Annotated in this window: 11 protein-coding genes; 9 read left to right on the top strand and 2 right to left on the bottom strand. The window is 60.0% G+C overall.

The genetic code is table 11. From position 1 onward, the window contains the following. The first annotated feature begins 67 nt into the window (after positions 1-67). The 9 genes from algK (at position 68) to JFT58_RS06135 (ending at position 12,299) form a co-directional block, all read left to right on the top strand. A complete protein-coding gene (gene algK, locus JFT58_RS06175) occupies positions 68-1,447 on the top strand; it encodes an alginate biosynthesis TPR repeat lipoprotein AlgK (protein ID WP_054898946.1) in 1,380 nt (459 codons plus the stop codon). Next, positions 1,444-2,934, top strand: a complete 1,491-nt coding sequence (locus JFT58_RS06170) for an alginate export family protein (RefSeq protein ID WP_054898940.1) — start codon at positions 1,444-1,446, stop codon at positions 2,932-2,934. Before algK ends, JFT58_RS06170 begins: the two co-directional genes overlap by 4 nt. After that, positions 2,934-4,502, top strand: coding sequence for a mannuronan 5-epimerase AlgG (gene algG / locus JFT58_RS06165; RefSeq protein WP_019817623.1), 1,569 nt, complete (start codon positions 2,934-2,936; stop codon positions 4,500-4,502). The genes JFT58_RS06170 and algG overlap by 1 nt, the downstream gene beginning before the upstream one ends. Before the next feature lie 11 nt (positions 4,503-4,513). Beyond that, positions 4,514-5,962, top strand: coding sequence for an alginate O-acetyltransferase (locus tag JFT58_RS06160; protein ID WP_054898947.1), 1,449 nt, complete (start codon positions 4,514-4,516; stop codon positions 5,960-5,962). Between the two features lie 8 nt (positions 5,963-5,970). Continuing rightward, positions 5,971-7,080, top strand: coding sequence for a mannuronate-specific alginate lyase (locus tag JFT58_RS06155; protein WP_054898941.1), 1,110 nt, complete (start codon positions 5,971-5,973; stop codon positions 7,078-7,080). 189 nt (positions 7,081-7,269) lie between these two features. Then, positions 7,270-8,802: an MBOAT family O-acyltransferase gene (locus tag JFT58_RS06150; protein ID WP_003188730.1), complete on the top strand. Its 1,533-nt coding sequence runs from the start codon at positions 7,270-7,272 to the stop codon at positions 8,800-8,802. Positions 8,803-8,813: 11 nt separating this feature from the next. Then, the gene (locus tag JFT58_RS06145; protein ID WP_054898942.1) at positions 8,814-9,986 is read left to right on the top strand and encodes an alginate O-acetyltransferase; all 1,173 of its coding nucleotides are present in this window, start codon (positions 8,814-8,816) and stop codon (positions 9,984-9,986) included. A gap of 17 nt (positions 9,987-10,003) precedes the next feature. Continuing rightward, complete coding sequence (locus tag JFT58_RS06140; RefSeq protein ID WP_032893493.1) at positions 10,004-10,660, top strand: alginate O-acetyltransferase AlgF; 657 nt, start codon at positions 10,004-10,006, stop codon at positions 10,658-10,660. A 187-nt stretch (positions 10,661-10,847) separates the two neighbouring features. After that, positions 10,848-12,299, top strand: coding sequence for a mannose-1-phosphate guanylyltransferase/mannose-6-phosphate isomerase (locus tag JFT58_RS06135; protein ID WP_054898943.1), 1,452 nt, complete (start codon positions 10,848-10,850; stop codon positions 12,297-12,299). A 128-nt stretch (positions 12,300-12,427) separates the two neighbouring features. Here the strand turns inward: JFT58_RS06135 and JFT58_RS06130 are convergent, their stop codons facing one another. Continuing rightward, positions 12,428-12,892, bottom strand: a complete 465-nt coding sequence (locus tag JFT58_RS06130) for a hypothetical protein (RefSeq protein ID WP_054898944.1) — start codon at positions 12,890-12,892, stop codon at positions 12,428-12,430. A 321-nt stretch (positions 12,893-13,213) separates the two neighbouring features. Beyond that, on the bottom strand, positions 13,214-14,601 hold a 1,388-nt coding region (locus JFT58_RS06125; RefSeq protein ID WP_198834321.1), incomplete at its 5' end, for an RHS repeat-associated core domain-containing protein.

Raw genomic sequence — 14,601 nt, 5'->3', positions numbered from 1 at the left:
GCCGGCTTTTGGGGGCGCTGCGCACCCCAGCGGGAGCAAGCTCCCTCGCCACAAAGGCAGTGCCCACATTGGTTCGGTAGCGTTGATCGCCCTAGCAATCAGCCTGGCCGGTTGCGCCGGCCTGCCCGACCAGCGCCTGGCCAACGAAGCCCTCAAGCGCGGCGACACCGTCACCGCGCAGCAGAATTACCAGCAACTGGCAGACCTGGGCTACAGCGAGGCCCAGGTGGGCCTGGCCGATATCCAGGTCGGCACCCGTGACCCCGCGCAAATCAAACAGGCCGAAGCCACCTACCGTGCGGCGGCAGATACGTCGCCGCGTGCCCAGGCACGCCTGGGTCGCCTGTTGGCGGCCAAGCCCGGCGCCACTGAGGCCGAACACCATGAAGCCGAAAGCCTGCTGAAAAAAGCCTTTGCCAATGGTGAAGGCAATACCTTGATCCCGCTGGCAATGCTGTACCTGCAATACCCACACAGCTTTCCCAACGTGAATGCCCAACAGCAGATCAGCCAATGGCAGGCGGCGGGTTACCCGGAGGCCGGCCTGGCCCAGGTGCTGCTGTATCGCACCCAGGATACCTATGATCAGCACCTGGATGATGTGGAGCGCATCTGCAAAGCCGCGCTGAACACCACCGATATCTGCTACGTGGAACTGGCCACGGTCTATCAGAAAAAACAGCAGCCGGAACAACAGGCCGAACTGCTCAAGCAAATGGAAGCAGGCGTAAGCCGTGGCACCGTGACTGCGCAGCGCGTCGACAGCGTGGCCCGCGTACTCGGCGATGCCACCCTCGGTACCCCGGACGAAAAAACTGCCCAGGCATTGCTGGAAAAAATCGCCCCTGGCTACCCGGCGTCCTGGGTCAGCCTGGCGCAACTGCTCTACGACTTCCCCGAACTGGGCGATGTCGACCAGATGATGAAGTACCTCGACAACGGCCGTGCCGCCGACCAGCCACGCGCCGAATTGCTGCTGGGCAAGCTCTACTACGAAGGCAAGTGGGTGCCAGCCGATGCCAAGGCTGCCGAGGCGCATTTCGAGAAAGCCGTGGGCCGTGAAGTGGCCGCCGATTACTACCTCGGCCAGATTTACCGCCGTGGCTACCTGGGCAAGGTTTACCCGCAAAAAGCCCTGGACCACCTGCTGACCGCAGCGCGCAACGGCCAGAACAGCGCCGACTTCGCCATTGCCCAACTGTTTTCCCAAGGCAAGGGCACCAAGCCCGACCCATTGAACGCCTATGTCTTCAGCCAGTTGGCCAAGGCCCAGGACACGCCAGAAGCCAATGACCTGGCCACCCAGCTCGAAGCGCCGCTGACGCCTGCGCAACGCGCCGAAGGCCAACGCCTGGTGCAACAGGAACTGGCCGCCCGCGGCACCCTGGCCCAAAGCACGCTGCAACTGCACGCCCTGCAAGAAGAAGACGGCGAGGAATCCCTATGAAGCTCAACCCATTCGTCAAGGCCGGTATCGGCCTGTCCTTCGCCCTGCTGTGGTCGTGCCCGACCCTGGCCGCGCTCACCGAAGCGAAGAACTTCGGCCTGGAAGTCAAAGCCACCGCGCAGTCTGAAGATGACCGCGACCTCGGCACCCAGAAAGGCGGGGACGTCAACGGCATCGGCCTCGACCTGCGCCCCTGGATCTACGGCGAAAGCGGCGCGTGGAGCGCCTACGCCATGGGCCAGGCAGTGGTGTCCAGCGACATCATCGAGACCGACACCCTGCAACAGTCGGCCGATGACACCACCGATCAGCAGTCAAGCAACGACGACCGCAAGGCCAAGAAAAACTACCTGGCCCTGCGTGAGTTCTGGGTCGGCTACAGCGGCTTCACGCCCTACCCCGGCGAGATCCTCAAGTTCGGCCGCCAGCGCCTGCGCAATGACGACGGCCAGTGGCGCGACACCAACATCGAAGCGTTGAACTGGACCTTCGACACCACCTTGCTCAAGGCCAATGTCGGCGCCGCCGAACGCTTCAGCGAATACCGCACCGACCTTAAGGAATTGTCGCCGGTCGACAAGGACCGCCAGCACTTCTACGCCGACGCCGCCTACCAGTGGACACCGGGCCAGTGGATCGGCCTGCGCGGCCACCACACCCACGACGACGGCAAGCTCGACTACGCCGAACCGGGTGTCGCCAGCGACCCGTTGGACAAGCGCGAAAACGGCGACCTGACCTGGCTGGGCATCGAAGCCAACAGCGACGCCTACAACTGGCGCAACACCAACACCGTCAACTACTGGGCAAGCATCACCGGCATGCGCGGCGACCGCGACAAGGTCAACGCCTTGAACGCCGACGGCAGCCGCCCGACCTCCGCCAAGCGCAGCGATGACGTCAGCGGCTGGGCCACCGATATCGGCGTGCGCTTGCGCCTGGATCCGCAGTGGCAAGTGGGTGCCGCGTACTCGCGCGCCAGTGCCGAGTACGAACAGAACGGCCTGCAAAGCAACCGTTCGAACTGGACTGGCACCCAGTCCCGCGTGCATCGCTTCGGTGAAGCGTTTCGCGGCGAAATGAACAACATGCAGTCCATGAGCCTGTTCGGTTCCTGGCAACTGCGCGAGGACTATGACGCCAGCCTGGTGTACCACAAGTTCTGGCGCGTGGATGGCAACAAGCCGGTGGGCAGCAACGGTATCGACGCGGTGCAGAACAACACCGATGACGTCACCGGCGCGATCCTCTCCAGCACCTCCCTGCCGTTGGAAGACGGCAAGAAAGACCTCGGCCAAGAAATGGACCTGGTGGTCACCAAGTACTTCAAGAAAGGCTTGCTGCCAGCGGCGCTGAGCCAGTCGATCGACGAGCCTTCAGCCCTGGTGCGTTTGCGTGCCGGCGTGTTCAAGCCCGGCGATGCCTATGGCAGCCAGGTCGACTCCTACATGCACCGCGCGTTTGTCGACGTGGTCTGGAAATTCTGATGGGAGCCTGCGCCATGAATGCTCAAAGCCTACTCGTCGCGGCAATGCTGATGGCCAGCGCCACAGCGTTTGCCGATACGGCGGCCAAGGCGCCGATCATCGCCAAGGAACTGCAACAGGCCAAAACCTACACCATCTCCAGCCCGCCCACCGCGCCGCTGGAAATGGCCAAGCCGGCGCTGCCCGACCTGTCGGGCTACACCGCGCAGGCGATGGAAAAGAAAATCGTCAAGACCAAGGCGGGCAAAATCAGCATCCGCCGCATGATGCAAGAAGACGCGCTCAAGGACTTTATCGGCGGCGATAACAAGATGGCCGAATGGGTGGTGCGCCAGCATGGCATTCCCCAGGCGATCTTCGTCGATGACGGCTACATGAACCTCAAGGACCTGCTGGGCAAGGTGCCCAAGCAGTACTTCAGCGAAACGTCGCCGGGTGTGTTCCTGGCCAAGTTGCCGATCGTGGTGGGCCGTAAAGGCATCCTCGATATCGACAAGAACACCCAGGAACTGCGCCTGTCCCAACAAGCCGGCGCGTTTTTGATCAACGACGGCCAGCTGTTCGTGCGTGACACCAAGGTCACCGGTTGGGATGAAAAAGCCAACGGCCCGGCGCTGTTCAAGTCGGCCAAGGAGTTCCGCCCGTTCCTGCTGGCCTGGGGCGGCACCGAGACCTATATCTCCAAGACCAAGATGGCCAGCTTCGGCTACGCCAACAGTAAGTCCTACGGGGTGAGTATTTCCCAGTACACGCCGAACATGGCCAAGGTGCTCAAGCGCCCCGAGCCGACCGGTTGGATCATCGACTCCGAGTTCTCGGACATGTGGTACGGCTTCTACTGCTACGAGACCACAGGCTTTGTGATCAAGGGCAATACCTACAAAGACAACATCGTCTACGGCATCGACCCCCATGACCGTTCTCACGGCCTGATCATCGCGGACAACACCGTGTACGGTACCAAGAAGAAGCACGGCATCATCATTTCCCGGGAAGTGAACGACAGCTTCATCTTCAACAACCGCAGCTATGACAACAAGCTTTCGGGCCTGGTGATCGACCGTAACAGCGTGAACAACCTGATCGCCGACAACGAGATCTACCGCAACCACACCGACGGCATCACCCTCTATGAGAGCGGCGACAACCTGCTGTGGGGCAACAAGGTGATCAGCAACCGTCGCCACGGGATCCGCGTGCGTAACAGCGTGAACATCAAGCTCTACGAAAACACCTCGATGGCCAACGGGCTGACCGGCGTGTACGGCCACATCAAGGACTTGACCGACACCGACCGCGACATCGCCCTCGACCCGTTCGACGCCAAGGTCTCGCTGATCGTGGTCGGCGGTGAACTGGCGGGTAACGGCAGCGGGCCGCTGTCCATCGACTCGCCGTTGAGTATCGAGCTGTATCGCGTGTCGATGCTGGCGCCGACCAAATCCAGCGGCATCAGCTTCTCCGGCATCCTGGGCGACCGCCAGGAAGAAATTCTCGACCTGCTGGTGCGCCAGCAGAAAGCCGTGCTGATCGACCCCGTCGAACGCCAGACCGAATTGCAGGACTGAGGATGACCCTTATGCACCCACACATGATCAAACTGCTGAGCCTCTCGGGTCTGACCCTCGGCCTGCTGGCGGCCAGCCAGGGCGTACGCGCCGATGAAGTCAAAGCTCCGACCTTCACCGCTGAACCCTGCTGCAGCCTGTGCCCCGCCGCCCATGACGCGAAGAACTACACCACGCGCTACCAGCAGAACTTCACCACCCTGGTGCAAGCCCAGGGCGACTGGCTGTTCCGTACCCAGGAAGACCTGCGCACCGAGTTCGACACCACCCCGGCCGGCTACAAGCGCATGCAGCAGCTGCACGATGCGTTCAAGAGCAAGGGCGTGGAACTGGTGGTGGTCTACCAGCCGACCCGTGGCCTGGTGAACCGCAACAAGCTCAACCCTGAGGAAAAGGCCAAGTACGATTTCGACAAGGCCCTGACCAACTACAAGACCATGCTCGGTCGTTTCGCCAAGATGGGCTACGTGGTGCCAGACCTGTCGCCGCTGACCAACGAGCAACTGCCGGATGAGTTGCCGGCCCACGATTTCTACTTCCGTGGCGACCAGCACTGGACCCCGTACGGCGCCCAGCGCACCGCGAAAATCGTCGCGGCCAAGGTCAAGCAGATGCCGGAATATGCCGAGATTCCCAAGCGTGAGTTCGAGACCAAGCGCTCGGGCCGCATGGGCAAGACCGGCACCCTGCACAACATGGCCGGGCAACTGTGCGGCACCAGCTATGCGATCCAGTACATGGACCAGTTCACCACCGAACCCAAGGGCGAAGCCGGTGACGGCGACCTGTTCGGCGATTCGGGCAACCCGCAGATCACCCTGGTGGGCACCAGCCACAGCGGCAAGAACTACAACTTCGCCGGCTTCCTGGAAGAAGAAATCGGCGCTGACATCCTCAACGTCGCCTTCCCCGGCGGCGGCCTGGAAGGCTCGATGCTGCAGTACCTGGGCAGCGATGAATTCCAGAAGAGCCCACCGAAGATCCTGATCTGGGAATTCTCGCCGCTGTACCGCCTCGACCAGGAAACCATCTACCGCCAGATGATGGCGCTGCTGGACAACGGCTGCGAAGGCAAGACCGCGCAGATGTCGGCCAGCACCACGCTCAAACCGGGCAAAAACGAACTGATGGTCAACAGCGCGAACAAAGACCTGCGCAACGCCAACCATCAGGTCGATATCCGCTTCGCCGATCCGTCGGTGAAAACCTTGCAAGCCACCCTCTGGTACATGAACGGGCGCCACGAGGACATCAAGATCGAGAAACCCGAAACATCCGATACAGACGGGCGTTTCGCCTTTGAACTGCGCACCGATGAAGACTGGGCCTCGCAGAACTTGCTGGCCGTGGAAGTGCAGGGCCCCGAAGCGGGCACTGCGGCGCAGAAGGTTGAAGCGAAAATTTGCACACGCAACGTATTCCCAAGCGGTGGTCAGCAGACCGCCCAACTCGGGAAGTGAGGTTACTTATGCAAAAGTTATTGCTCCCTACCCTGCTGGGCCTGGCCGTGTTTGCCGGCTCCGTGAATGCGGCCGCGCCGTTGCGCCCGCCCCAGGGCTATTTCGCACCGATCGAAGCGTTCAAGACCGGCGACTTCAAGAATGATTGCGACAGCATGCCAACGCCCTACACCGGGCCATTGCAGTTTCGCAGCAAGTACGAAGGCTCAGACAAGGCCCGTTCGACCCTGAATGTGCAGTCGGAAAAAGCCTTTCGCGACAGCACCGCCGACATCACCAAGCTGGAAAAAGACACCAGCAAGCGCGTGATGCAGTTCATGCGTGACGGTCGCCCGCAGCAACTCGAATGCACCCTGAACTGGCTGGTGTCATGGGCCAAGGCCGATGCGTTGATGTCCAAGGACTTCAACCACACCGGCAAGTCCATGCGCAAATGGGCATTGGGCAGCATGGCCTCGGCCTATGTGCGCTTGAAGTTCTCCGAGTCGCAGCCGCTGGCCAAGCACCCGCAGGAAGCCCAGCAAATCGAAGCCTGGTTCAACAAGCTGGCCGACCAGGTGGTGAGCGACTGGGACAACCTGCCCCTGGAAAAAACCAACAACCACTCTTACTGGGCAGCCTGGTCGGTGATGGCAACGTCCATCGCTACCAACCGCCGCGACCTGTTTGATTGGGCGGTGAAGGAATACAAGGTCGGCGTGAACCAGGTCGATGACCAGGGCTTCCTGCCGAACGAATTGAAGCGCCAGCAACGCGCCCTGTCGTACCACAACTACGCCCTGCCGCCGCTGTCGATGATCGCCAGCTTTGCCCTGGTCAACGGCGTGGACCTGCGCCAGGAAAACAACAGCGCGCTCAAGCGCCTGGGCGACAAGGTGCTGGCCGGGGTGAAAGACCCGGACATCTTCGAGCAGAAGAACGGCAAAGAGCAGGACATGAAGGACCTCAAGGAAGACATGAAATTTGCCTGGCTTGAGCCCTTCTGCACCCTCTACACCTGCGCCCCGGACGTGATCGAACGCAAGCATGGCATGCAACCGTTCAAGACCTTCCGCCTGGGCGGCGACCTGACCAAGGTCTACGACCCGGCGCATGAAAAAGGCAACAAAGGCAGCTAGTCGCTGATCGTTCCCACGCTCTGCGTGGGAATGCAGCACGGGACGCTCTGCGTCCCAAAGCGTGACGCACAGCGTCACAAGAGGCATTCCCACGTAGAGCGTGGGAACGATCACAACCTCCCCCGAAATCGTGGGGGGGTTTGGGGGGGCTCCGGCCCTTGACTGTTGGTTAAACATGGAGAGATCGGGATGGTTTTCTCGTCCAATGTGTTCCTGTTTCTGTTCTTGCCGATCTTTCTCGGCTTGTACTACTTAAGCGGGCAACGCTATCGCAACCTGCTGCTGCTGATTGCCAGCTACGTGTTCTACGCCTGGTGGCGAGTGGACTTCCTGGCGCTGTTCGCGGCCGTCACGCTGTGGAACTACTGGATCGGCCTCAAGGTCGGTGCCGCCGGTGTGCGCACCAAGCCGGCGCAGCGCTGGCTGTTGCTCGGCGTGGCGGTCGACCTGTGCATCCTCGGCTACTTCAAGTACGCCAACTTCGGCGTCGACAGCATCAATGTGATGATGAAGTCCGCGGGCCTGGAGCCGTTCATCCTCACCCACGTGCTGTTGCCGATCGGGATCTCGTTCTACATCTTCGAGTCCATCAGCTACATCATCGACGTGTACCGTGGCGACACTCCGGCGACTCGCAACCTCATCGACTTTGCGGCGTTCGTGGCGATCTTCCCGCACCTGATCGCCGGTCCCGTGCTGCGCTTTCGTGACCTGGCCGACCAGTTCAACAACCGCACCCACACCCTGGATAAATTCTCCGAGGGCTGCACGCGGTTCATGCAGGGTTTCATCAAGAAGGTCTTTATTGCCGACACCCTGGCGGTGGTGGCCGACCATTGCTTCGCCCTGCAAAACCCCACAACAGGCGATGCCTGGCTCGGCGCGCTGGCCTACACCGCGCAGCTGTACTTCGACTTCTCCGGCTACAGCGACATGGCCATTGGCTTGGGCTTGATGATGGGTTTCCGCTTCATGGAAAACTTCAAGCAGCCGTACATCAGCCAGTCGATCACCGAGTTCTGGCGGCGCTGGCACATCAGCCTGTCCACCTGGCTGCGTGACTACCTGTACATCACCCTGGGCGGCAACCGCAAAGGCACCCTGACCACTTACCGCAACCTGTTCCTGACCATGCTGCTCGGTGGCCTGTGGCACGGCGCCAACATCACCTACATCGTGTGGGGCGCCTGGCACGGCATGTGGCTGGCGATTGAAAAAGCCATCGGCCTGAACACCGCGCCGCGCAGTTTCAATGTGCTGCGCTGGGCCTTTACCTTCCTGCTGGTGGTGATGGGCTGGGTGATTTTCCGCGCCGAAAACCTGCACGTTGCCGGGCGCATGTACGGTGCGATGTTCAGCTTCAGCGAATGGTCGTTGTCGGAACTCAACCGCGCGAACCTTACCGGCCTGCAAGTGGCAACCCTGGTGGTGGCCTACGCAACCCTGGCGTTTTTCGGCCTGCGCGACTTCTACACCAACCGCCCGGCCGACAAGGCCAAGCCAGCCGACCCGAGCCTGATCAAGGCCGTACCCGGCGACAATCCTGGCAGCATCCACGAGCCCGGTTTCAGCGTGGGCCGTGACGCTGCCGTGCAACCGGCCTACTGGACCGCTGACTGGCCACGCTACGCCATGCGCGCTGCGGTGCTGCTGCTGTTCGTGGCGTCGATTCTCAAACTGTCGGCGCAGAGTTTCTCGCCGTTCCTTTACTTCCAATTCTGAGGGAGCCGACCATGACCCGTTCATTACGCGTCCTCTACATAAGTCTGTTCCTGGTGCTGCTGCTGGCACTGGGCGCCTGGTCACTGCGCAGCTTCTTTGGCTTCAGCACCAACGCCGATGCCACGGTGCTTAACGGTCGCTGGACCAAAGCCGTCGAGACTCACTACGACGACGAGTTCCCGATCAAGCGCCTGGGCACCAACCTGTGGGCAGCGCTGGACTACAAGCTGTTCAATGAAGGCCGCCCTGGCGTGGTGCTGGGCCGTGACCACTGGTTGTACAGCGACGAGGAATTCAACCCCGCCGTCAACGAAGACCAGAACCTGCAAGGCAACTACGCGCTGGTCGAAGGCGTACGCCAGAAGCTCAAGGCCCAGGGCATCCAACTGGTGATGGCGATCGTACCGGCCAAGGTGCGCCTGTATCCGGAGCACTTGGGTGAGGTGAAACCGGCGAGCATCCACGCCAACCTGTACCAGGACTTCCACGCCCGCATGGCGGCAGACAACATCCCGGCGCCAGACCTGCTCGGCCCCCTGCAACAGGCCAAGCTCGCCGGCAAGCAGGTGTTCCTGCGTACCGATACCCACTGGACCCCGGACGGTGCCGAAGTCGCCGCCAAGCAATTGGCCAAGGCGATTGCCGACAAGACCCCACTGAGCGGCGAGCCGCAGCGTTTTGTCACCGAGGCCGAGAAAACCGAACCGCATAAAGGCGACCTGCGTTTGTTCCTGCCCCTGGACCCGCTGTTCGAAAACCTGATGCCGCCCAAAGAGCCGCTGGAAAAACGCGTCACCCACCTGGCCGAAGAGAAAGGTGATGACGCGCTGTTCAGCGACAGCGAAACCCCGGTGGCACTGGTCGGCACCAGCTACAGCGCCAACCCCAACTGGAACTTCGTCGGCGCACTCAAGCAAGCCTTGCACAGCGACGTGGTCAGCTACGCCGAAGACGGCCATGGCCCGATCCTGCCGATGCTCAGCTATCTCAAAAGTGATGACTTCAAGAACAGCCCGCCCCAGGTGCTGATCTGGGAGTTTCCTGAACGCTATCTGCCCGTTAACAACGAAATCGGTGATGCCGACCCAGCCTGGGTTGCGCAGCTTAAACAAGCCGGTTCGCGCCAACAGAACATGGCAATCAACACATCTAAATCCGAGACGCCCGACCGGGCGCAAAACTGAAAGAGAGGTAACTCACAATGACTTTCACTACTACTCCTCGTCGTCTCGCTAAAACCCTGGCTATCGCAGCGGGCTTGAGCTTCGTATCCCTGTCGGCCTTCGCTGCCGGTGACGCCGCCCTGTATGGCCCGACTGCACCAAAAGGCTCCAGCTTTGTACGTATCTACAACGCCAGCAACCAGGAGGTCAGCGCCACCGTCGGCAGCACCAACCTCAGCGACGTTGCGCCACTGGCCAGCAGCGACTTCAGCTTCATGCCGGGTGGTGACTACAGCGCCAAGGTCGGCAGCCAGACCCTGCCGGTCAAGCTGGCTGCCGACCACTACTACACCCTGGTCAACAGTGGCAGCGGCCAGCCGCAGTTGATTGAAGAGCCCCCGTTCAAGAACAAGCAGAAATCCCTGGTGCGCGTGCAGAACCTCAGCGACAAGGCCCTGACTCTGAAAACCGCCGACGGCAAGACCGATGTGGTCAAGTCGGTGGCTGCCAAGGGCCGTGGCGAGCGTGAGATCAACCCGGTGAAAGTGAGCCTGGCGTTGTATGACGGTGACAAGAAAGTCGGCGATGTGAAGCCGGTTGCGTTGGAACGCGGTGAAGCGGCGGTGCTGTATGTCACCGGCTCGGGCTCGAGCCTGTCGCCAGTGTGGGTGAAACGCCCAGTGTCGACCCGCTGATTATTTCCCTGAGTTGACACGCCCCCTCGTGGGAGCTGGCTTGCCTGCGATGGCGGTCTTGTAGGCGCCATCGCAGGCAAGCCAGCTCCCACACTGACCAGGTGTCAACTCAGGATCGAGACAAAAACAAGAGTGAAACGACAAACCTTCGTAGCTCTGACCCAAACTGATTCAAGGAGAAACACCCATGATCCCAGTAATCCTTTCCGGTGGTAGCGGCTCACGTCTTTGGCCGCTTTCCCGTAAACAGTTCCCCAAGCAGTTCCTGGCCCTGACTGGCGAGCACACCTTGTTCCAGCAAACCCTGGAGCGCCTGGTGTTCGAAGGCATGGACGCCCCCATCGTGGTCTGCAACAAAGACCACCGTTTCATCGTCAATGAGCAACTGAGCGCACGCAAGCTCGAGTGCCAGCGCATCCTGATGGAACCCTTCGGCCGCAACACTGCGCCGGCCGTGGCCCTGACCGCAATGATGCTGGTCAACGAAGGCCGTGACGATTTGATGCTGGTACTGCCCGCCGACCACGTGATCGACGACCAGAAAGCCCTGCAACGCGCACTGGCCCTGGCCACCGTGGCCGCCGAGCGTGGCGAGATGGTGCTGTTCGGCGTGCCGGCCACCCGCCCGGAAACCGGCTACGGCTACATCAAGTCCACCAACGACTCGCTGCTGCCTGAAGGCGTGAGCCGCGTGCAGCAGTTCGTGGAGAAACCCGATGAAAAACGTGCGGTCGAGTTCGTCAAAAGCGGTGGCTACTTCTGGAACAGCGGCATGTTCCTGTTCCGCGCCAGCCGCTTCCTCGAAGAGCTGAAAAAGCACGACCCGGATATCTATGACACCTGCGTGCTGACCCTGGAACGCAGCGAGCAGACCGCCGACACCGTGACCTTTGACGACTCCACGTTCGCGTGCTGCCCGGACAACTCCATCGACTACGCCGTGATGGAAAAAACCCAGCGCGCCTGCGTAGTCCCGCTGGCAGCCGGTTGGAGCGACGTGGGCTGCTGGGCGTCGCTGTGGGCGGTCAACGATAAAGACGCCAACGGTAACGTGAGCAAAGGCGATGTAGTGATCCAGGACAGCCGCAACTGCATGGTGCATGGCAACGGCAAACTGGTGTCGGTGATCGGCCTGGACAACATCGTGGTGGTGGAAACCAAGGACGCGATGATGATTGCCCACAAGGACAAGGTCCAGGGCGTCAAGCAGATGGTCAACACCCTCAACGAGCAAGGCCGCAGCGAGACCCAGAACCACTGCGAAGTCTACCGCCCGTGGGGCTCCTACGACTCGGTGGACATGGGCGGGCGTTTCCAGGTCAAGCACATCTCGGTCAAGCCGGGCGCGTGCCTGTCGCTGCAGATGCACCACCACCGCGCCGAACACTGGATCGTGGTCAGCGGCACCGCCGAAGTCACCTGTGACGACAACGTGTTCCTGCTCTGCGAAAACCAGTCCACCTACATCCCGATCGCCTCGGTGCACCGCCTGCGCAACCCGGGCAAGATCCCGTTGGAGATCATCGAAGTGCAATCGGGCAGCTATTTGGGTGAGGACGATATCGAGCGCTTCGAAGATATCTACGGTCGCTCGACACCGGTTGAACGTGGTGTATCGGTGAAAACTATCGCGCAGTAAAACAGTCGTACAAGAAGCCCTCGCCCAGCCCATTGCGTCCCCTATCCGCAGTGGATTGGGTGGGGGCTTTTCGGTTCAATGACCATCAAAACAGACAGAAAGCTCCTCGCGGGATGTCAGGCCTGTTTTTAACGAACCCAGTTACGCGGTGCAAACGCGTTGTAATTGCCGTCCTCCTTGGGTTCAGCATTTTTATACGTGTTCTTGCCGATTTTCTCCGCCGCTTTACCCCCCCACATCAGCGCCGAACCTGCGACTTTCGAGGAAACGCCACCTGAGCTTGCCATCTTCTTGCCGGCCACCTTCGCCATCCCGCCAACGAACGTCAACGCGGCCCCATAGGCTTTGTCTTTCGAACTGTCGGTGCTATGAAGTACTGAGGATGGCAAAACATGCGAACGAATTGTATCGCCGAGGCCTTGCAGCACAGTTTGCCGCAAGCTCGTAAGCCCCATACTTTGCATACGCGGCCCCGAGCGCGATTCGAGGGGGGCGGCACTCGCTTGCACGGGTCCTGCCTGGCTGGAGGCCTCCGCTGGTGCGGACACGCTGAGAGGGGTGGACAGGCTTACAGCGGCGTCTGAAATATTCATAAAAAACTCACATTGTATAAGTGCAACGTTGGGTTCCGTCGTTGATCAACCAAGCCTCCTTGCGCAAACTGTGTGGCAAGTTATTCAAACCGGTTCCCACATCGTCGGGTGCAATGACCTACGTTGACCCTTGCCCTCATCTTGCCGATCCTTGCGCCTACCACGACGCATTCGTGATGAGGTTTGACGGCCTCAGAGATTCATAGGATCCCTTCTTTTTCAGAAGATCCATGTCAGCTATGAGTGGGTTGGGTGGGGGCTTTTTATTTGGACTGTATAACGCCTGTACACAGTTACTCGCCAGGGCCCTTGCGGTTAACATTAAACTTGTTTGAAGTATCCCCGCTTTATCGTCGACAGTTTTGCCTGCTCCTTTATATGTGCGGTTTCCCCTTCCCAAGTAGCAGTACTGTGTCGCGCCATATATAATTTTGCGCCAAACTCATCTATAGGTTTCACACCGTTCGCCCCTACATAACCATTGAACTTTCGGGGAGATATAGTGCTATCCGACCATCGCTCAAGCCGGTTATCAGTCGGCTCCCCCCCCCAAAAATCTATCGGCCCTGGAATCGTACTTTCCAAGGTATCGTGCCCCTCCCGACTGGGATGAAACCCCGCCAACAAGTAGAAACCTGTAGCACTCATCGCTACGCCACTCGCTTCGACCCTTTGAATCGACTGTTCCTCAGCGTCATACGTCAACTCTAAAAGCAGCAGGGAACCGTAGCCTTTCCCCTCGGGCTTTGCATCAAACAAATGAACATCTGCAACTCGTTTCTCAGCGTCATCGCGCACCACATACTCTATATATCCATGAACGGAAGAGTTTTGTTCCTCACTACCATCAGGGTTGGCTCCCACGTAACTAATTCTGTTACTGCCATCTTGGAATGTTTGTCTGGTCACCAGTATATTGGCCGTGGCCGCGCCTCCGCTTGGCGGGATCCACACGTAAACTTGCGTCTCAGCGATGTGCGTAGATGATCGCTCTTGGATCACGCTGTTTTTTTTCAGCCAGGCTGGCAGCATTCTTTGAAATAGAGAGGGCGATGCCGACTTGTTGATCTCTTCTTTCGTAGGTACCAGACCTTCATCATCTCTGAGCAAAACCGGATTATTTCTGACCATTCTATACAGATTCAAACCGTCGATCCGTCCCGCCGGATCAGGGTTAATCCAACGCTGTAACCACGGCACGTAGTACCTGAACCCATAGTAATAAAGCCCCGTCGCATCCCGCTCCTTGCCCGAATAACGCAACGTGCGATAACTCTCTTCGCTCGAATCACCCTTCTGCGTGAAGGCCGTCGTACCAAACGGATGATACGTCTCGCGAGTGATGATCCGCGCTTCACTGTCCAGTTCCAGCGAACAAGAGCCCAGATGATCGCTAAGGGTGTAACGGTATTGATCATTCGCCAGTTGCTGCGGCGCCGCGCCTTCCCAATGCAACACCTGCACCGTGGTGCGGCCGGCCTGGACGGTGACGACGTGCAGTTTCTCGCCATCCCCATCGCGCGTTTCCAGCCCTGGTAGATATCGGGTCTCACTGACCAAGGTGCGGGCGTTGGTTTGCGTCGTGCGCACCTTGCGCTGGCGCATGCCGTCGGCACCGTAGACGTAGCGCTCGGTGTCATTGAGGCGCAACGTGCGCTCCACCATATGCACATGGCTCAGTTGGTTACGTGCATCCCAACTCAGTGTTC

The organism is Pseudomonas sp. MF6767, assembly GCF_016405475.1.
Classification (GTDB): Bacteria; Pseudomonadota; Gammaproteobacteria; order Pseudomonadales; family Pseudomonadaceae; genus Aquipseudomonas; species Aquipseudomonas paracarnis.
The sequence above is the reverse complement of the archived record's forward strand: the minus strand, read 5'-3'. Positions and strand labels throughout refer to the sequence as shown.